At 73.5% G+C, this 16,484-nt stretch carries 20 protein-coding genes; 7 read left to right on the top strand and 13 right to left on the bottom strand.

What is annotated here, in order from left to right:
• The 6 genes from ACFVGS_RS22190 to ACFVGS_RS22215 all read right to left on the bottom strand — a co-directional run bounded on the left by ACFVGS_RS22190 (position 1) and on the right by ACFVGS_RS22215 (position 6,201).
• Positions 1 to 1,044: a zinc-dependent alcohol dehydrogenase family protein gene (locus ACFVGS_RS22190; protein WP_385693421.1), complete on the bottom strand. Its 1,044-nt coding sequence runs from the start codon at positions 1,042 to 1,044 to the stop codon at positions 1 to 3.
• A 133-nt stretch (positions 1,045 to 1,177) separates the two neighbouring features.
• Positions 1,178 to 1,885, bottom strand: coding sequence for a VIT family protein (locus ACFVGS_RS22195; protein ID WP_385693422.1), 708 nt, complete (start codon positions 1,883 to 1,885; stop codon positions 1,178 to 1,180).
• Positions 1,886 to 1,909: 24 nt separating this feature from the next.
• Complete coding sequence (locus ACFVGS_RS22200; protein WP_385693423.1) at positions 1,910 to 3,136, bottom strand: amidohydrolase family protein; 1,227 nt, start codon at positions 3,134 to 3,136, stop codon at positions 1,910 to 1,912.
• On the bottom strand, positions 3,133 to 4,416 hold the full coding sequence (locus ACFVGS_RS22205) for an amidohydrolase family protein (protein WP_385693424.1): 1,284 nt from the start codon (positions 4,414 to 4,416) through the stop codon (positions 3,133 to 3,135). Before ACFVGS_RS22205 ends, ACFVGS_RS22200 begins: the two co-directional genes overlap by 4 nt.
• 100 nt (positions 4,417 to 4,516) lie before the next feature.
• The gene (locus ACFVGS_RS22210) at positions 4,517 to 5,401 is read right to left on the bottom strand and encodes an SDR family NAD(P)-dependent oxidoreductase (protein ID WP_385693425.1); all 885 of its coding nucleotides are present in this window, start codon (positions 5,399 to 5,401) and stop codon (positions 4,517 to 4,519) included.
• Positions 5,401 to 6,201: an acetoacetate decarboxylase family protein gene (locus ACFVGS_RS22215; RefSeq protein ID WP_384413225.1), complete on the bottom strand. Its 801-nt coding sequence runs from the start codon at positions 6,199 to 6,201 to the stop codon at positions 5,401 to 5,403. The genes ACFVGS_RS22210 and ACFVGS_RS22215 overlap by 1 nt, the downstream gene beginning before the upstream one ends.
• 103 nt (positions 6,202 to 6,304) lie before the next feature.
• Between ACFVGS_RS22215 and ACFVGS_RS22220 the strand changes: the two genes are divergently transcribed.
• The 6 genes from ACFVGS_RS22220 to ACFVGS_RS22245 all read left to right on the top strand — a co-directional run bounded on the left by ACFVGS_RS22220 (position 6,305) and on the right by ACFVGS_RS22245 (position 11,786).
• Positions 6,305 to 6,958, top strand: a complete 654-nt coding sequence (locus ACFVGS_RS22220; protein ID WP_385693426.1) for a TetR/AcrR family transcriptional regulator — start codon at positions 6,305 to 6,307, stop codon at positions 6,956 to 6,958.
• Between the two features lie 46 nt (positions 6,959 to 7,004).
• Positions 7,005 to 7,979 (top strand): DEDDh family exonuclease, encoded by a 975-nt coding sequence (locus ACFVGS_RS22225; RefSeq protein WP_384413219.1) that lies wholly within the window; start codon positions 7,005 to 7,007, stop codon positions 7,977 to 7,979.
• An 81-nt stretch (positions 7,980 to 8,060) separates the two neighbouring features.
• Entirely contained in the window at positions 8,061 to 8,294 is a 234-nt protein-coding gene (locus ACFVGS_RS22230) for a hypothetical protein (RefSeq protein WP_384413216.1), read from the top strand.
• Positions 8,295 to 8,359: 65 nt separating this feature from the next.
• Positions 8,360 to 9,163: an SURF1 family protein gene (locus ACFVGS_RS22235; RefSeq protein ID WP_384413213.1), complete on the top strand. Its 804-nt coding sequence runs from the start codon at positions 8,360 to 8,362 to the stop codon at positions 9,161 to 9,163.
• A 72-nt stretch (positions 9,164 to 9,235) separates the two neighbouring features.
• Positions 9,236 to 11,026: a glycoside hydrolase family 15 protein gene (locus ACFVGS_RS22240; protein ID WP_384413211.1), complete on the top strand. Its 1,791-nt coding sequence runs from the start codon at positions 9,236 to 9,238 to the stop codon at positions 11,024 to 11,026.
• 4 nt (positions 11,027 to 11,030) lie between these two features.
• Positions 11,031 to 11,786 (top strand): SDR family oxidoreductase, encoded by a 756-nt coding sequence (locus ACFVGS_RS22245; RefSeq protein WP_385693427.1) that lies wholly within the window; start codon positions 11,031 to 11,033, stop codon positions 11,784 to 11,786.
• A gap of 45 nt (positions 11,787 to 11,831) precedes the next feature.
• Here ACFVGS_RS22245 and amaP read toward each other — a convergent pair whose 3' ends face one another.
• The 5 genes from amaP to ACFVGS_RS22270 are packed head-to-tail and all read right to left on the bottom strand — an operon-like array spanning position 11,832 to position 14,104.
• On the bottom strand, positions 11,832 to 12,419 hold the full coding sequence (gene amaP, locus ACFVGS_RS22250; RefSeq protein ID WP_384413206.1) for an alkaline shock response membrane anchor protein AmaP: 588 nt from the start codon (positions 12,417 to 12,419) through the stop codon (positions 11,832 to 11,834).
• A 4-nt stretch (positions 12,420 to 12,423) separates the two neighbouring features.
• A complete protein-coding gene (locus ACFVGS_RS22255) occupies positions 12,424 to 13,056 on the bottom strand; it encodes a DUF6286 domain-containing protein (protein ID WP_385693428.1) in 633 nt (210 codons plus the stop codon).
• A complete protein-coding gene (locus tag ACFVGS_RS22260) occupies positions 13,053 to 13,421 on the bottom strand; it encodes an Asp23/Gls24 family envelope stress response protein (RefSeq protein WP_385693429.1) in 369 nt (122 codons plus the stop codon). The genes ACFVGS_RS22255 and ACFVGS_RS22260 overlap by 4 nt, the downstream gene beginning before the upstream one ends.
• Before the next feature lie 5 nt (positions 13,422 to 13,426).
• A complete protein-coding gene (locus ACFVGS_RS22265) occupies positions 13,427 to 13,618 on the bottom strand; it encodes a hypothetical protein (RefSeq protein WP_384413197.1) in 192 nt (63 codons plus the stop codon).
• A gap of 30 nt (positions 13,619 to 13,648) precedes the next feature.
• Positions 13,649 to 14,104, bottom strand: coding sequence for an Asp23/Gls24 family envelope stress response protein (locus ACFVGS_RS22270; protein ID WP_384413195.1), 456 nt, complete (start codon positions 14,102 to 14,104; stop codon positions 13,649 to 13,651).
• 94 nt (positions 14,105 to 14,198) lie between these two features.
• Here ACFVGS_RS22270 and ACFVGS_RS22275 point away from each other — a divergent pair, with 94 nt between their 5' ends.
• Positions 14,199 to 14,840: a hypothetical protein gene (locus ACFVGS_RS22275; RefSeq protein WP_385693430.1), complete on the top strand. Its 642-nt coding sequence runs from the start codon at positions 14,199 to 14,201 to the stop codon at positions 14,838 to 14,840.
• A 172-nt stretch (positions 14,841 to 15,012) separates the two neighbouring features.
• Here ACFVGS_RS22275 and ACFVGS_RS22280 read toward each other — a convergent pair whose 3' ends face one another.
• Entirely contained in the window at positions 15,013 to 15,822 is an 810-nt protein-coding gene (locus ACFVGS_RS22280) for an enoyl-CoA hydratase/isomerase family protein (protein WP_385693431.1), read from the bottom strand.
• Between the two features lie 141 nt (positions 15,823 to 15,963).
• Positions 15,964 to 16,185 (bottom strand): helix-turn-helix domain-containing protein, encoded by a 222-nt coding sequence (locus tag ACFVGS_RS22285; RefSeq protein ID WP_006123601.1) that lies wholly within the window; start codon positions 16,183 to 16,185, stop codon positions 15,964 to 15,966.
• Positions 16,186 to 16,484: the final 299 nt, after the last annotated feature.

The following is a 16,484-nucleotide window of genomic DNA, read 5'->3' on the forward strand; positions in this document are numbered from 1 at the left end:
TCACGGCTCGACGAGGACCTTCAGGGCGGTGCGCTCGTCCATCGCCTTGTAGCCGCCGGGGACACCGTCGAGGCCGACGGTGAGGTCGAACACCGGGGAGGGGTCGATCGTGCCGTCCAGGACGTCCGGCAGCAGCTCGGGGATGTAGGCGCGGACCGGGGCGACGCCGCCGTGCAGGGCGATGTTGCGGTCGAACATGACGGACAGGTCGAGGCCGGTGTGGCTGCCGTGCGGGACGCCGACGTAGCCGACGGAGCCGCCGTCGCGGGTGATGTTCACGGCGGTGCGCATGGACTGCTCGGTGCCGACGGCCTCGATCACGGCGTGGGCGCCCTGGCCGCCGGTGAGCTCGCGCACGGCGGCCTCGGCGGCCTCGCCGCGTTCGGCGACGACGTCGGTGGCGCCGAAGGCCCGGGCGATGTCGGTGCGGGCGGTGTGGCGGCCGAGGGCGATGATCCGCTCGGCGCCGAGCCGCCTGGCGGCGAGGACGCCGCACAGGCCGACCGCGCCGTCACCGACGACGGCGACGGTGACGCCCTCGCGCACGCCGGCGCCGAGGGCGGCGTGGTGGCCGGTGCCCATGACGTCGGAGAGCGCGAGCAGCGCGGTGAGCAGGTGGTCGTCGGAGGCGGCGTCGGCGGGCAGCTTGACGAGGGTGCCGTCGGCGAAGGGGACCCGTACGGCCTCGCCCTGGCCGCCGTCGGAGCCGACGGAGCCCCAGAAGCCGCCGTTCGGGCAGGAGGTCTGCAGGCCCTCGGCGCAGTAGTCGCAGGTGCCGTCGGACCAGACGAAGGGCGCGACGACGAGGTCGCCCTTGGCGAAGCCGCGGACGTCCGCGCCCGCCTCCTCCACGATCCCGAGGAACTCGTGGCCGATCCGCTGTCCGGGCTTCCGGGCGGACTCGCCGCGGTAGGCCCACAGGTCACTGCCGCAGATGCAGGCGCGTACGACGCGGACGACGACGTCCGTGGCCTCCTGGACCACGGGGTCGGGCACGTCCTCCACGCGCATGTCGAAGGGGGCGTGGATGGTGGTGGCGCGCATGGGTCCTCGCTGGCTCAGCTGTTTGTACGACGTTCACCGTACATCGCACGGAGCGCTCCGCCGGCCGGCGGGGCACTGCGCCGCGACGTGGCCAGCATGACCCAGAAACCGGGCGGGGGCAGCCGGACAGGTCCTAGACCCCCGCCGCCCCCAGCAGCGAGCCCGCCGCGTACGTCACCGCCATCGCCAGGGCGCCGCCGCAGGCGTTGCGGAGGACGGCGGGGGTGGTGGGGGCGGCGCCGAGGCGGGCGGAGCACCAGCCGGTGAGGGTCAGGGCGGCCAGGACGGAGAGGACCGTGATCCAGAGGCGGTGGGCGGCCGGGGGCAGCACGATCGCCAGGAGCGGGAGGAGCGCGCCGGCGGTGAACGCGAGGAAGCTGGCGCCGGCCGCGTGCCAGGGGTTGGTGAGTTCGTCGGGGTCGATGCCCAGTTCGACGCGGGCGTGGGCGCGCAGGGCGTCGCGTTCGGTGAGCTGCTCGGCGGCCTCGCGGGCGACGTCCGGGGACAGGCCGCGGTGGGCGAGGATCTCGGTGAGTTCGGCGAGTTCGACCTCGGGCTGCTCGCGCAGCTCGCGGCGTTCCTGGGCGAGCGCGGCCTTCTCGGAGTCGCGCTGGGTGGAGACGGAGACGTACTCCCCCGCCGCCATGGACATGGAGCCGGCCAGCAGCCCGGCGAGGCCCGCGGTGAGCAGGGCGGCCCGGGACTCGGTCGCGCCTGCCACGCCGACGACGAGGCCCGCGGTGGAGACGACTCCGTCGTTGGCTCCGAGCACGGCGGCCCGGAGCCAGTTGAGCCGGGAGCCGAGGCCGGGGGCCTCGTCGTGTGCGGGGGCTTCAGTCACCTCTGGAGGGTCGCACCCGGTGCGTCACCAGACGCGGACCGACCCGCCCGGGGCGAAGGCGGGGCTGGTCGCGCCTTCGGGGACCCGCTCCAGCGGCCGGGCGATCTCCTCGACGGACGGGCCGTGGACGGCGGCCAGGCCGTCGAGCAGGGCGAGGTCGAAGCCGTAGACGCGGGCCGCGTTGCCGCCGACCATGGCGGCGACCTCCTCGCGTGGCAGCCCCGCGTAGGCGATGCGCAGGCCCTCGCGGGAGTACGGGGTGGTGCCCTCGTCGTGCGGGTAGTCGCTGCCCCACATGATCTTGTCGAGGCCGATCCGCTCGCGCAGCGGCACCTCGTGCGGGCGCATGAAGCTCGCGCCGACGAAGCAGTTGTCCCGCCACACCTCGCTGGGCCCCTTGCCCATGGACTCGGCGAGCCCGGCGCCGAACCTGGACTCCGCGGTGGAGGCCTTGGCCGAGGCCGCGACGAGGCGTCCGTGGTAGTAGTCCAGCATGTCGAGCACGCCCGGGATCCAGCCGGAGCCCTGCTCGGTCAGGACCAGCTTCAGGTCCGGGTGGCGGCGGAAGGCCCCGCCGAAGATCAGGTGCCACAGGGCACGGTGGGAGAACCAGGTGGTCTCCACCATGAACACCGCCCGCGCGGCGGGTTCGTCGCCGAGCGGCGGCGACGCGGAGCCGCCGTGGTGGTTGACCGGGACGTCGAGCTCCGCGCAGACCGCCCAGATCGGGTCGTACGCCCGCGAGTGCAGCTCCGGCACGGGCGAGCCGGGCGGCGCGCCGGGGAGCATGATGCCGCCGGTGAGCCCGGCCTCGCGGGTCCGGCGGATCTCGGCGACCGCCGCGTCCACGTCGTTGAGGAGGATCTGCGCCACGCCCGCCCGCCGCCCCGGCGCGTCCGCGCAGAAGTCGGCGAGCCAGCGGTTGTGCGCCTGGAGGCCGGCCCAGCGCTGCTCGAAGTCGGCCCGGCTCGGCGGCTGGGCCATCAGCGAGGCCTTGGGGAAGAACGGCGGGATGGTGTTGGGGAAGACGACCTCGGCGACGATGCCGTCCGCCTCCAGTTCGCGCAGCCTGCGCTGCGAGTTCCAGTTGCGGTCGGCGGTGTCGGCGAGCAGGTCCTCGTACGGGTTGACGTAGGTCGCCGCCCAGGCGTCGAAGTCGTCGTGGTGCTTCTTCGCCAGGTAGGGCTTGTAGTCGAGCAGGTCCGCGCCGGCGTGGCAGTCGGCGGAGATGACGGTGTAGCGGTCGGTCATGACGAAACCCCGATCGTCGGGAAGTCCTGGTCGGTGAGCCAGTGCCGGCCGGCCTCGCGGGACCGGGCCCAGGACGCCTCGACGGCGGACTGGTCGGCGCTCTGGCCGAGTTCGGCGGGGGTGGGGCCGATGCGCCGGGCGATCGGATCCAGCTTCGCGAGGTCGAAGCCGAAGACCTCGGCGGCGGCCAGGCCGAGGATCCGCCGGGTCTCCGCCACCGGGATGTCGTGGAAGGTGTTCCGCAGCCAGGCGCGCGTGCTGGGCCAGGTGCCCTCGGGGTGCGGGAAGTCGGAGCCCCACAGGATGTTGTCGACGCCGATCTCGTAGCGCTGGGCGAGCTCGCGCCGCTTGGTGTTGGTGGCGCAGACGAAGACCTGCCGGTCGAGGTACTCGCTCGGCGGGCGCTTCAGCTCGGCGAACGGCGACAGCTTCTTGCCGCCGTGCGCGCCCAGGTAGAGCCGGTCCATGAACCACAGCAGGTTCGGCAGCCACCAGCAGCCGGACTCGGCGACGCCGAAGCGCAGCCCGGGGTGGCGTTCGAAGACGCCGGACCAGAGCAGGAACCACAGTGGCCGGGCCGGCCACCAGGTGACTTCGGAGACGTAGATGCCGAGGTGGTCGCCGTACTCCTCGCGCGGCGCCGCTCCCGAGTGGGTGACCAGCGGCATGCCGGTCTCGGCCGCGGCGGCCCACACCGGGTCGTAACGCCGGTCGTGGTAGGGCGCCTTGTCCACCCACATGGAGGGGATCATCAGCGCGCCGAGCCCGGACTCCCTGGCCCGGTGGATCTCGGCGACGACGACGGCCGGTTCGGCGGTGACCGGGAGCAGGGCGACGCCGCAGTGCCGCTCGGGATGCCGGGACACGAACTCGGCGAGCCAGCGGTTGTGCGCCTGCGCGCCCGCCATGCCGAGCTCCGGGTCCTGGTCGCCGGAGAGGCCGAGGCCGACGCCGAAGGGCGCGGCGGTCCGGCTGTCGACGGCGTCCGCGTCGGGGAAGACGACCTCCGCGGCCACGCCGTCGCCGTCGAGTTCCTTGATGCGCTGCGCGGCGTCCCAGCCGCCCCGCAGCCCTTCCTCGTTGTCGTGGAACCACTTGTCCGCGAAGGCCTCGTTGCGCACCCCGAGCCGGGTCATGGCCTCACGGCGGGCGTCCCGGCCGGCGAGGAACTCGTCGAAGTCGCGGTGGAAGCGGGAGTCGAGATAGGGCCGGTACTCCTCGGTGGGAAGCCCGGCGTGGCAGTCGGACGAGATGATCAGATACGGATCCTCGTAGCTCATCGTGCAGCCCCCTCAGGCCGGTCAGTCGAGGATGCTGTGCCTTTCCGGGGGACGACCCCCGGGTCCCCGGCCGGAGATCCCCGGCCGACGGACGGCACAGTCAGTCGAGGATGAAGCTCTCCAGGTAGGACGGGTTGGCGCGGTCGAGCATCGACTGCGAACGCGCCCTGATCTGCCGGTCGCTGTGCTCGCTCGCCGGCAGCATCCAGAACCGGTCCGCCCTGATCCCGTCGACGACGTGCCCGGCGACCTCCTCGACCGGCGTGAAGGCGACCTCGTGCCCGGCCTCCTTCATCGCCGCCTCCCACTGGTCGAGGCTGCGGTACGGGGTCCTGCGCGGGCGCTCCTTGGCGAAGCGCGCGGGCCGGTTGCGGTGCGACTCCCACAGGCCGGTGCGCAGCATGTGCGGGCCGGGGAAGAGGACCGAGGCGCCGACGCGGGCCCGTTCGGCCTTCAGGTGCGCGTAGAGCGACTCGGTCATGGTGACGACGGCGGACTTGGTGACGGCGTAGACGGAGGCCGTGGGCAGCGGGGCGATGCCGCCGTCGCCGGAGGAGGTGTTGACGACGTGGCCCGGCTCGCCGCCGGCGAGCATGCGCGGTACGAAGGCCTGGATGCCGTGGAAGACGCCCCACACGTTGACGGCGAAGGCCCACTTCCAGTCGTTCGGCTCGTGCTCCCACATGCGGCCCTCGGCGCCGGAGCCGACGCCCGCGTTGTTGCACAGCACGTGGACGGCGCCGAAGGTCTCGTACGCGGCGTCGGCGAAGGCGCGTACGGAGTCGGGCTCGCTGACGTCGACGGTGCGGGCGAGGATCTGCGCCCCTTCCTCCATCAGCTCCTCGGCGGCCCTGGCGAGCGGCGCCTCCTCGACGTCGCCGAGGACCACCGCGAGGCCCTCGGCGGCGAAGCGGCGGGCCATGGCGAGACCGATGCCGCTCGCCGCGCCGGTGACGACGGCCACCTGTCCCTCGCGGAGTTCCATCAGCCGGCGCTCCCTTCCGGCGGCGCGTCGAGCGCCTGCCGCGGGTCGTCGTAGCGCTGGTGGAGGTAGGGCAGGAGGTCCTGGGCGCTGACGCGTTCGACGACCCGGCCCTTCTGGTCGGTGGTCTTCTCGCCGATGGTGATCTCGACGAGCCGGCGCACCGCGAGGTCGGCGACCGGGTCGTACATCGACTCGCGCAGCACGACGTCGCCGGTGACCCTCTCCAGTTTCCGCACCTTCTCGTTGCGCACGCAGTGGACGAGAACGGGGTCGCCGTCGAAGCCGGAACCGTCCACGGCGGGCAGGAACTTGAAGTAGAAGTCGGTCTTCTCGGCGGGCTCGGGCGGCGGCAGTTCGCCGGAGACCGCGCCGCGCACCTCGACGAAGGCGATGCCGTGCCGGGCGAGCGAGGCGCGGACCACCAGGCCGTCGCGTTCGACGAGGACCTCGCCGAGCTTCTTCGGCTCGCCGAAGACCTCACGCCCGCCGGTGAGGGCGCGCTCGTGGGTCATCGGCATGACCAGCGGATACCAGCCCTCCTGGTCGCCGTGGGCGGCGGCGACGGCGACGGAGCCCGCGCCGAGCGGATAGCCGGGCAGGTCGACCTTGCTGATGCTGACCCGGACGAGCGGGCGTCCGGTGGGTTTGAGCGGCGGCGGCAGCACGGCCGCCACGACGTCCGGGTCGGTCTCCCAGACGGCGACGACCCCGGTGGACCAGATGTCGGGAAGCCCGGCGCTCCGTGCACGGGTCGCGGCGATCTCCGCCTCGGTGCGCGCCCCGTACCGTACTCGTGCCATGACGTACCACCCTTCGGGAAGGCATCGGCCTGTAACACAGTTACACCGGGGTCCCGGAAGGGTAAAGGCCCGTGCACACAGGAGAGTTGGGGGACCACAACCGATGGCACGCAGCGCGCTGACCCGCGACGAGGTCCTGGACGCGGCCGCCGCCCTGGTCAGGGAGCACGGCCCGGCCGCCCTCACGATGCGCCGCCTCGCCGCCGAGCTCGGCACCGCCGTCACCTCGATCTACTGGCACGTCGGCAACCGCGAGTCGCTGCTCGACGCCCTCGTCGAACGCACCGTCGCCGATCTCGGCACCCTCCGCCCGCACGGCACCGACCCGGCCGAGCGGATCGTCTCGGTGGCCGTCCTGCTGCGCCGCGCGCTGCGCGAGCGCCCGCACCTGGTCGCGCTGGTCCACGAACGCGGGCTGACGGAGCGCATGTTCCTGCCCGCCCAGCGCGCCCTGGTGCACGAGGCCCACGCGGCCGGACTGCGCGGCGCCCGGGCCGCCGAACTGGTCCGCGCGGTCCAGTTCCAGGTCGTCGGCCACGTCCTGGTCGAGCGCAACCGCGAGCGCTCCCCCGCCCAGTCGCCCGCCGAGACGGAGCTGTGGGCGGCGGAGACCGCCGCCGGCACCGACGGGCCGGACGACCCGGCCCTCGCCCGCGCGCTCGCGGCCCCGGTCGACACCGAGCGCCTGTTCCCGGTGGCGGTACGGGCGCTGGTGACGGGTCTTCTGCGGAGCGGGACCGACCGGATCCGGCCATGAAACCGGACACCGGGGGCGGCGCTGTCGGTCGCGGGCCGTATTCTCAGTGACCATGCTCGACGACCGTACGACAGCAGCGACCTGGCCGGCCGCGTACCCACAGGGGTACGCGGTCGTCGACGTGGAGACCACCGGCCTCGCCCGCGACGACCGGATAGTGTCGGCTGCCGTCTACCGGCTGGACGCCCAGGGGAACGTGGAGGACCACTGGTACACGCTGGTCAACCCCGAGCGCGACCCGGGGCCGGTGTGGATCCACGGACTCACCAGCGACGTCCTCGAAGGCGCGCCGCTCTTCCCCGAGATCGCCGAGGAGTTCTCGGCGCGGCTGGACGGCCGGGTGCTCGTCGCGCACAACGCGATGTTCGACTGGCAGATGATCGCCCGCGAGTACGCGCGGGCGGAGAGCGCCGCGCCCGTGCGGCAGCGGCTGTGCACCATCGCCCTGTCCAAGGAGCTGTCGCTGCCGCTGCCGAACCACAAGCTGGAGTCGCTGGCCGCGCACTTCGGCGTGGTGCAGCAGCGGGCGCACAACGCGCTCGACGACGCCCGGGTGCTCGCGGAGGCGTTCCGGCCGAGCCTGCACGCCGCCGCCGAGCGGAACGTGCGGCTGCCGCTGCTCGAGTGCCGGCCGCTGACCGAGTGGGCGCCGGCCCCGGAGCGGCCGCGGATCGGGTACCAGGCCTCGTACCGGGCGAACACCTGGCGGCCCTCGCGGAAGCGGCCGCCGTGCCCGTATCCGAACCCCGGACGTTACGAGTCGGACAAACCGCTCAAGCAGGGCATGCGGGTGGCGTTTTCGGGCGACACCTCGATCGACCGCGAACTCCTGGAGGACCGGGCCGTCGAGGCGGGCCTGCACGTGGCGAGCAGTGTGTCGCGGCTCACCAGCCTCCTCGTCACCAACGATCCGGACTCGGCCACCGGCAAGACCCTGAAGGCGAAGTCGTACGGCACGCCGGTCGTCGACGAGGCGGCCTTCACCCAGCTGCTGCGCGACGTGGCCCCGGCAGACGAGTGACGACGGCAGACGAGTGACGGGCCGGCGCGGGCCGGGCGCGCCGCCCGGCCTTCGCCCGCCCGTGGCCCCACCCTGTGGCGCATGGCACGTTGTGAGGTCTGCGGAAACGATTACGGCATGTCCTTCGAGGTGCACGCGCAGGGCGCGGTGCACGTCTTCGACTGCTTCGCCTGCGCCATCCACCGCATGGCGCCCATCTGCGAGCACTGCCGGGTCCAGATCATCGGCCAGGGCGTCGAGGTCCAGGGCAGCTGGTACTGCGGCGGCCACTGCGCCCGCGCGGAGGGGAGGGTGGGCATCGTCGACAAGGTGTGACCGCGGGATGGCCCCTCCGGCACCCGCCGCGAGGAGGCCATCCACGGGGATGTACCGTCGACGGCGTGTACCGCTTCCTGTTGTCCCGGCAGTGGGTGATCCTCACCCTCGTGGCCCTCGTCCTCATCCCCGTGATGATCGAGCTGGGCTTCTGGCAGTTCCACCGGCACGAGCGCCGGGTCGCCCAGAACACCCTGATCGCGGACAACCTCGCGGCCGAGCCCGTCCCCGTCGAGAAGCTCACCTCGCCCGGGCACACCGTCCCGCGCCCCGACTACTGGCGGCACGTGACCGCCACCGGCACCTTCGACACCGCGCACGAGGTCGTCGTGCGCCGCCGCGTCTCGGCGGACGAGCGGGTCGGCTTCCACGTCCTGACCCCGCTGGTCCTGAAGGACGGCAAGGTGGTCATGGTCAACCGCGGCTGGATCCCGGCCGCGGACGACCAGCGCGCCTACCCGGAGGTGCCGCCCGCGCCGAAGGGCGAGGTCACCGTCACGGGCCGGCTGATGGCGGACGAGACCACCGGCGCCAGCGGCATCAAGGACCTGAAGGGCCTGCCGGACCGTCAGGTCATGCTGATCGACAGCAGGCAGCAGGCGGCGCTGCTCGGCCGGAGCGTGGTCGGCGGCTACATCGAGCAGACCGCTCCGAAGCCGGCCGGCGACACCCCAGAGCAGATCCCCGACCCCGACCACGACTCGATCGGCGCGCACATGGCGTACGCGATCCAGTGGTGGCTGTTCACCGCCGGCGTCCCGGTCGGCTGGGTGATCCTGGTCCGCCGCGAGAAGCGCGACCGGGAGGCGGCGGCCCGCGCGGCGGACGAGGCGGAAGGGACGCCCGAGCCCGCCGGGGCGACGGCCTGAGAACCGCGCCGGCCCCGCGCGGCGGGAGCCCGGGCTGATTGACCCTCGCCGCTTCCGGGAACAGCCCAAAGCGTGACGCAACGTATCGACGACTACGCCCTCATCGGCGATCTCCAGACCGCCGCGCTCGTCGGCCGCGACGGGTCGATCGACTGGCTGTGTCTCCCCCGCTTCGACTCCGCCGCCTGCTTCGCCGCCCTCCTCGGCGACGAGAACAACGGCCACTGGCGGCTCGCGCCCAAGGGCGCCACGACCTGTTCGAGCCGCCGGTACGCCGAGGACAGCCTGGTCCTGGAGACCGTCTGGGAGACCCGCACCGGCACGGTCAAGGTCGTCGACTTCATGCCGCAGCGGGACAAGGCGCCCGACGTCGTCCGGATCGTCGAGGGCCTCGGCGGGACCGTCGAGATGAGCGCCGTGCTGCGGCTGCGCTTCGACTACGGCTCGATCGTGCCGTGGGTGCGCCGGGCCGACGGCCACCGGGTGGCCGTCGCCGGTCCCGACTCGGTGTGGCTGCGCAGCGAGCCACCGGTGAAGACCTGGGGCCAGCAGTACGCGACCTGCTCCTCGTTCACCGTCCGGGCGGGCGAGCAGGTGGCGTTCGTCCTGACCTGGCACCCCTCCCACGAACCCCGGCCGGAGCTCGTCGACCCGTTCGAGGCCCTGGAGCACTCGCTCGCCGACTGGCGCGAGTGGGCCGCCCGCTGCACGTACACGGGCCCCTACCGGGAGACCGTCGTCCGCTCCCTGATCACCCTGAAGGCGCTCACCTACGCACCGACCGGCGGCATCGTCGCCGCGCCCACCACCTCCCTGCCGGAGGAGCTCGGCGGCGTCCGCAACTGGGACTACCGGGCCTGCTGGCTGCGCGACTCCTCACTGACGCTCGGCGCGCTGCTGTCCGCCGGCTACGTCGAGGAGGCGGCGGCCTGGCGCGACTGGCTGCTGCGCGCGGTGGCCGGCGACCCGGCCGATCTCCAGATCATGTACGGGCCCGCCGGAGAGCGCCGGCTGCCCGAGACGACGCTGCCCTGGCTGCGCGGCTACGCGGACTCGGCACCCGTACGGATCGGGAACGCGGCCGTGGAGCAGCTTCAGCTCGACGTCTACGGCGAGGTCATGGACTCGCTGTTCCGGGCGCGGAAGGCCGGGATCCCGCCGGAGCGGCACGCCTGGAACCTCCAGCTGAGCCTGCTGGGCTTCCTGGAGTCGACCTGGCGGGAGCCCGACGAGGGACTGTGGGAGGTGCGCGGGCCGCGCCGGCACTTCGTGCACTCCAAGGTGATGGCCTGGGTGGCGGCGGACCGGGCGGTACGCACCCTCGAGGAGGATCCCTCGCTGCCGGGCGACGCGGCGCGCTGGCGGGCGATGCGGGACGAGATCCACGCGGAGGTGTGCGCGAAGGGCTACGACCCGGACCGGAACACCTTCACGCAGGCGTACGGCTCGCGCGAGCTGGACGCGGCGACGCTGCTGATCCCGCTGGTGGGCTTCCTGCCGCCGGACGACCCGTGGGTGAAGGGGACGATCGACGCGGTGCGGGCCGAGCTGATGCACGGCGGCTTCCTGCGCCGCTACTCGACGGAGGGCGTCTCCGTCGACGGACTGCCGGGGCACGAGGGCACGTTCCTGGTGTGCTCGTTCTGGCTGGCGGACGCGCTGCGGCTGACCGGCCGGGTGGAGGAGGCGCGCGAGCTGTTCGAGCGCCTCGCCGGGCTGTGCAGCGACGTGGGCCTGCTGGCCGAGGAGTACGACCCGGTGACGGGCCGCCAGCTGGGGAACTTCCCGCAGGCCTTCAGCCACATCGGGCTCGTGGGCACCGCGCTCGCGCTGGCCGCCGAGGACGGCGACGCGGCAGGATAGGCCCATGGATCTTGGACTGAAGGACCGTGTGTACGTGGTGACCGGCGCGACCCGTGGGCTCGGCCGGGCCTCGGCGGAGGCGCTGCTCGCGGAGGGCGCGAAGGTGCTGCTCACCGGGCGCGAGGAGAAGACGGTCGCCGAGGCGGCGGCCGCGCTCGGCCCGTACGCGGCGGGCGTCGCCGCCGACAACGCCGACCCCGGGGCGCCTGCCCGGCTGATCGCGGAGGCCCGGTCCCGGTTCGGCGGCTTCGACGGCATCCTGATCAGCGTGGGCGGTCCGGCGCCGGGCTTCGCCGCCGACAACACCGACGAGGAGTGGGCGACCGCCTTCGACACGGTCTTCCTGGGTGCGGTGCGGCTGGCCAGGGCGGCGGCCGAGGCACTGCCGGAGGGCGGTGTCATCGGCTTCGTGCTGTCCGGTTCGGTGCACGAGCCGATCCCGGGCCTGACCATCTCCAACGGCCTGCGGCCGGGCCTGGCCGGCTTCGCCAAGTCCCTCGCCAACGACCTGGGGCCGCGCGGCGTCCGGGTCGTGGGCCTGCTGCCGAGCCGGATCGACACGGACCGGGTGCGCCAGCTCGACGCCCTGTCGGGCGACGCGGACGCCTCCCGCGCGGCGAACGAGGCGGCGATCCCGCTGCGCCGCTACGGCACCCCGGAGGAGTTCGGCCGCACGGCCGCGTTCCTGCTGTCCCCCGCCGCCTCCTACCTCACGGGCGTGATGCTCCCGGTGGACGGCGGCGCGCGCAGCGGCTTCTGACCTGGGGCGGGGCGTCTCTTGCGGATCAAGGCCGGAGGAAACGGCCTAGGTCACGCGGCGGGCGCGGTGCTTGACGGCACGCAGCCGGGCCTCGGTGGGCAGGGCGGACAGACCGGCGGACGTACGGGCGTTGCCGAGGGCCTGGGCCGACAGCGTGGTCAGGGCGTCGGCCGGGGAGGCATAGGGCTCCAGCTGCAGGGCGACGCGGGTCCGCGGCGCGGTGCGGCGGCCGGTGAGCGCGACGCGGGCCCGGGCCACGCCCTCCTGGGCCGCCGCGTCGGCCTCCAGGACGCCCTCCAGGGCCCGGCCGCGCACCACGGCCTCCTCGCCGTCGCCGCTGTCGACCAGGACCTCGCGGAGCCGGGCCCGCCGGAACTGGGCGATCAGCCACCACAGGGCGAGCAGCACGACGAGTCCGAGCACGGCGATGACGACCGGCCACCACCAGCTCTCGTCGCGCCAGTGCTGCCGCTGGGAACGGGTCAGCAGCACGTCGTCGGGGCCCGACCAGGGCCACCAGGACGGTACGGACAGGTCGAGGCCGGCCGCGAGCACCGCGCCGCCGACGACGAGCAGCAGCAGTCCGGCGAGGGCCAGCACGATCCGGTTGACGCGCCGGAGCACCCGGGTCACCGCGTCACCCCTTCCTGGGCGGCCGGGCCACCCGTACGGTCAGGGCCGGCGGGTGCGCGAGCCCCAGTTCGTCGATGCCGCCGGCGAGGACGGTCTCCAGGTCGGCGCGGACCTCGTCGAGTTCGCGGAAGTGGGAGACGGCCCGGACCCTCACCTTGGCCCGGCCGGTCCTGACCTTGACCGACTGGACGCCGGACACCTCCATGGCGCGGTCGCGCAGCGCGAGCCCGGCGGCCTCGCGGTCGAGCCCGGCGCGGACGTCGGCGTGCTCGCGCCGCATGGGCAGCACGGCCCGCAGTCCCGGCGTGAGCGCCAGGACCAGCAGCCAGATCCCGAGCACGGCCGCGACCGCCGCTCCGAGGAGCACCCAGACGTCGTCGAGCGGCCGGGTGGCGAGGCCGTCGGCGAGGGAGCGGCGCCAGGCCATGGCGCTGTGCTCGGCCCGTACGGCGGCCACGTCGTACAGCAGCAGTCCGGCGCCGCCGAGGACGACGACGGCAAGGATCGCGGCGGGGATCCGCCGCACGGCCCAGAAACGGCGCACGGGCGTGCCCGGGGCCTCGGCGGGCTCGTCCTTCGCGAGCACGGGCACCGGATCAGGTTCGGGTGGGGTTCCCGTCTCGGGCTGGGTGGTCATTTCAAACGTCCCCGCTTCCGGTCGTGTGCCGTGTGCGCCGAATGCAGGCGTTCGACGTGGACGGCGACCTCGTGGACCTCGATGCCGGCCAGGGTCTCCACCCGGTGCCGGACCCGGCCGCGCACCGCGCCGCACTGGCGGCCGATGTCGGCCGGATAGTCCAGCTCGACGCTGACCGACACCCGGGCGACGTCCCGGTGGACGACCACCGACGCCTGTGGCGGGTGGCCGTCCTTCGGGACGGCGTCCAGTGCCTCGCGGGCCGCCCGGGCCGCGATCTTGGCGACCACCCGGTCGGCGATCGTCGTCGCTCCCCGGGCGGCCGGACCGATCCGCTCCTCGCGTTGTGCCACCAGCTCAGGCACCTGGGTCACCGCCGCCGGTCGCCGCGCTCGCGGCCCCGGAACAGGTCGCCGGGTTCGAGGTCGCCGTCGAGGAACCGCCCGACGACGAAGCCGACCGCGCCCAGCGCCGCGATCAGCAGGAAGGCGCCGAAGCCGCCGAAGTACCCGGCGAAGCCGAGCGCCATGCCGGCCAGGAGGCCGACCACCGCCATGCTCATGTTGAGCCCTTTCCGCCGGCCGGTCAGCAGCTACTGGAGCCGCGACTCCGGCTCTTCTTCCTCTTCGTCCGGCAGCTTGACGTCGCTGACCGCGATGTTGACCTCGACGACCTCGAGGCCGGTCATCCGCTCGACGGCGGCGATGACGTTCTCGCGGACCGCCCCGGCGACCTCGGAGATGGAGACTCCGTAGTCGACGACGATCTCCAGGTCGAGCGCGGTCTGCACCTCGCCGACCTCGGCCTTGACGCCCCTGGTGACACCGGATTTCGCACCGCCACCGCCGGGGACGCGCTCGCGGACCGCACCCAGGGTGCGGGAGAGACCGCTGCCCATGGCGTGGACGCCGACGACGTCGCGGGCGGCCATGCCCGCGATCTTCTCGACGACGCCGTCGGCGATCGTGGTACGGCCCCGGGACGCGGGATCGCCGCCGCCGCGCTTCGTCACCGGGTTCTGCTGGTCGGACTGCGCGCTGTCAGCCATCGCCATCCGTCCTTCCGTGAGGCTTTTGCCCTTGTTCGACCCACACTAAGGTCGCTTGCCCCGTCTTGCGCCGGGAATGCGGCAGGCTGGAGCAATGATGACGGACCGGTTGTTGCCGCTCGGCGAGGCGGCGGACGGCGCGTGGATCGCGGAGCGGACGGCAGGGACGGCGCTGACGGCGGCGGCCCGAGGGGTACGAGGCGTGGTGCCGGAGCGCCCGCGCTTCCGGCTCGCGGAGAGCCGAGCCCCGGAGGGCGGCGCCGCGCCCTTCCCCGTGCCCCCGAGCGGGCTGCCGCCCGCCCCGCTGCGCATCACGCTGGAATTCGCGGCCTTGGCGGGCCACCCGCTGCCGGAGCTCGCGGACCGGGTGCGGGCCGCGCTGCTCGAGACGGCGGAGGGCGCGTTGGGCCTTTCGGTGGCGGAGGTGGACCTACGGGTGACGGATGTCCTGGAAACACTTCCGGAATTCCCCGCCCCCGCTGGGCCGCCCGGGGGAATCTCGCCGCCCGCTCCCGACGATCCCGCCGCGCTCGCGGCCCTCGCGGTGCCGGGCGTGGCCGGCCTGACCGACACGTTCGGCGGCCCGGTCACGCGGACGGACAGGGGAGTGCGCGTCGAGGTGGCGGTGACGGCGGGTCGACGGGCGCTCGACGTGGCCCGGGCCCTCCGTACGGCCGTGACCGCCGCCGCCCCGGAGGCGACGACGGTCACGGTGGTGGTGTCGGAGGTGCGGTGAGGCGCGGCCTCATACGCCGGCGGCCGGTCTCGTACGGCCGGAGGCAGGTCGCGTACGGCCACTTACGGCCGGAGGCACGTCGCGTACGGCTGGCTGCCGACCGCTTACGGCCGGAGGCACGACTCGTACGGCCGGCTGCCGACCGCTTACGGCCGGGGCCGGGGGCCGGTCCTCAGTCGCCGAGGCCCGCCAGGTCGCGCAGCCGGCGGGCCTGGGCGGCGCGCTCGGCGACGCGCTGCTCCTCGTACGAGCGGCCGGAGACGCCCTGGAGCAGCGCCTTGGTCTCGATGACGGCGGAGCGCGGCGCGGCGAGCAGCGCGGTGCTCAGGTCCCGTACGGCGCCGTCGAGTTCGGCCGCGGGCACGGCGAGGTTGGCGAGGCCGATGCGCTCGGCCTCGTCGGCGTGCACGAAGCGGCCGGTCGCGCAGATCTCCAGGGCGCGGGCGTAGCCGACGAGGGAGACGAGCGGGTGCGTGCCGGTGAGGTCCGGCACGAGGCCCAGGCTGGTCTCGCGCATGGCGAACTGCACGTCGTCGGCGACGACCCGCAGGTCGCAGGCCAGGGCCAGCTGGAAGCCGGCGCCGATGGCGTGTCCCTGGACGGCCGCGATCGACACGATGTCGCTGCGGCGCCACCAGGTGAAAGCCTCCTGGTACTCGGCGATGAGCGCGTCGAGCTCCGCGTCGGGCCCGTGCGCCATCTCCAGGAAGGACGGCTCTCCGTCGAAGCCCTCGGGCGTGAACGCCTGCCGGTCGAGCCCGGCGGAGAAGGACTTGCCCTCACCGCGCAGGACCACGATCCGCACGCTGCCCGGCAGTGACCGGCCGGCCTCCGTCAACGCCCGCCACAGAGCGGGAGACTGGGCGTTGCGCTTCGCCGGGTTGGTCAGGGTCACCGTGGCAACGGCGTCCTCGACGGTGAGCCGTACACCGTCCTTGTCGAAAACGATCTCTCCGTGCTCGGAGTCGTCGAGCGTAGTCATGGGGCGCCTCCCGGTTACGGTGCAGCACTGCAGCACTGGTGCGTCAGATGCTAAGTGACTGCACAGTAACCACCCGGTCGACCGCATGGTCGACCGGGTGGCCACCGAAAGACCCGGTGGACCGACCAAGCCGCCCCGATGTCAGGCCGAGGCCGCCTTCTTGCCCCGTGTCGCTCCGCCGCGTCCGCGCAGCGTGACTCCGGACTCGCTGAGCATCCGGTGGACGAATCCGTAGGAGCGGCCGGTTTCCTCGGCCAGCGCCCGGATGCTCGCACCGGAGTCGTACTTCTTCTTCAGGTCTGCCGCGAGCTTGTCGCGCGCGGCGCCGGTCACCCGGCTGCCCTTCTTCAGAGTCTCGGCCACCCGTGCCTCCTCATGGGAAGTGCGCTCTGGACTTCTCATGATCACCCCTCCCGGACGTCCTGGCCACCCATTCGACAAGGTCCGTGCGGACAGCTTGGCGCGGGCGGAAGCGACCGACACGACCGGAATTGATCGTTCCGCAGCTTGCGGAACCGGCTCGGGAGCCACCTCCGCCGGGAAGTCCCAGGTCAGCGCCATCGTCGGCGGACGAGCGCGGCCGGCGGCCACCCCGCAGAATTAGCCGCAGGCGCCCCCGGGCGGGGCGAGGGGTACAAGAAGAAAAAAAAAGAGCACACGCA

This window comes from Streptomyces sp. NPDC127114 (assembly GCF_042677525.1).
In the GTDB taxonomy this organism is placed as follows: Bacteria; Actinomycetota; Actinomycetes; order Streptomycetales; family Streptomycetaceae; genus Streptomyces.

Excerpts from the sequence above, each read along its gene's own strand:
- ACFVGS_RS22190 (WP_385693421.1), bottom strand. The coding sequence starts at position 1,044 with ATGCGCGCCACCACCATCCACGCCCCCTTCGACATGCGCGTGGAGGAC.
- ACFVGS_RS22200 (WP_385693423.1), bottom strand. The coding sequence starts at position 3,136 with ATGACCGACCGCTACACCGTCATCTCCGCCGACTGCCACGCCGGCGCG.
- ACFVGS_RS22205 (WP_385693424.1), bottom strand. The coding sequence starts at position 4,416 with ATGAGCTACGAGGATCCGTATCTGATCATCTCGTCCGACTGCCACGCC.
- ACFVGS_RS22210 (WP_385693425.1), bottom strand. The coding sequence starts at position 5,401 with ATGGAACTCCGCGAGGGACAGGTGGCCGTCGTCACCGGCGCGGCGAGC.
- ACFVGS_RS22215 (WP_384413225.1), bottom strand. The coding sequence starts at position 6,201 with ATGGCACGAGTACGGTACGGGGCGCGCACCGAGGCGGAGATCGCCGCG.
- ACFVGS_RS22220 (WP_385693426.1), top strand. The coding sequence starts at position 6,305 with ATGGCACGCAGCGCGCTGACCCGCGACGAGGTCCTGGACGCGGCCGCC.
- ACFVGS_RS22230 (WP_384413216.1), top strand. The coding sequence starts at position 8,061 with ATGGCACGTTGTGAGGTCTGCGGAAACGATTACGGCATGTCCTTCGAG.
- ACFVGS_RS22245 (WP_385693427.1), top strand. The coding sequence starts at position 11,031 with ATGGATCTTGGACTGAAGGACCGTGTGTACGTGGTGACCGGCGCGACC.
- ACFVGS_RS22255 (WP_385693428.1), bottom strand. The coding sequence starts at position 13,056 with ATGACCACCCAGCCCGAGACGGGAACCCCACCCGAACCTGATCCGGTG.
- ACFVGS_RS22265 (WP_384413197.1), bottom strand. The coding sequence starts at position 13,618 with ATGAGCATGGCGGTGGTCGGCCTCCTGGCCGGCATGGCGCTCGGCTTC.
- ACFVGS_RS22270 (WP_384413195.1), bottom strand. The coding sequence starts at position 14,104 with ATGGCTGACAGCGCGCAGTCCGACCAGCAGAACCCGGTGACGAAGCGC.
- ACFVGS_RS22275 (WP_385693430.1), top strand. The coding sequence starts at position 14,199 with ATGATGACGGACCGGTTGTTGCCGCTCGGCGAGGCGGCGGACGGCGCG.
- ACFVGS_RS22280 (WP_385693431.1), bottom strand. The coding sequence starts at position 15,822 with ATGACTACGCTCGACGACTCCGAGCACGGAGAGATCGTTTTCGACAAG.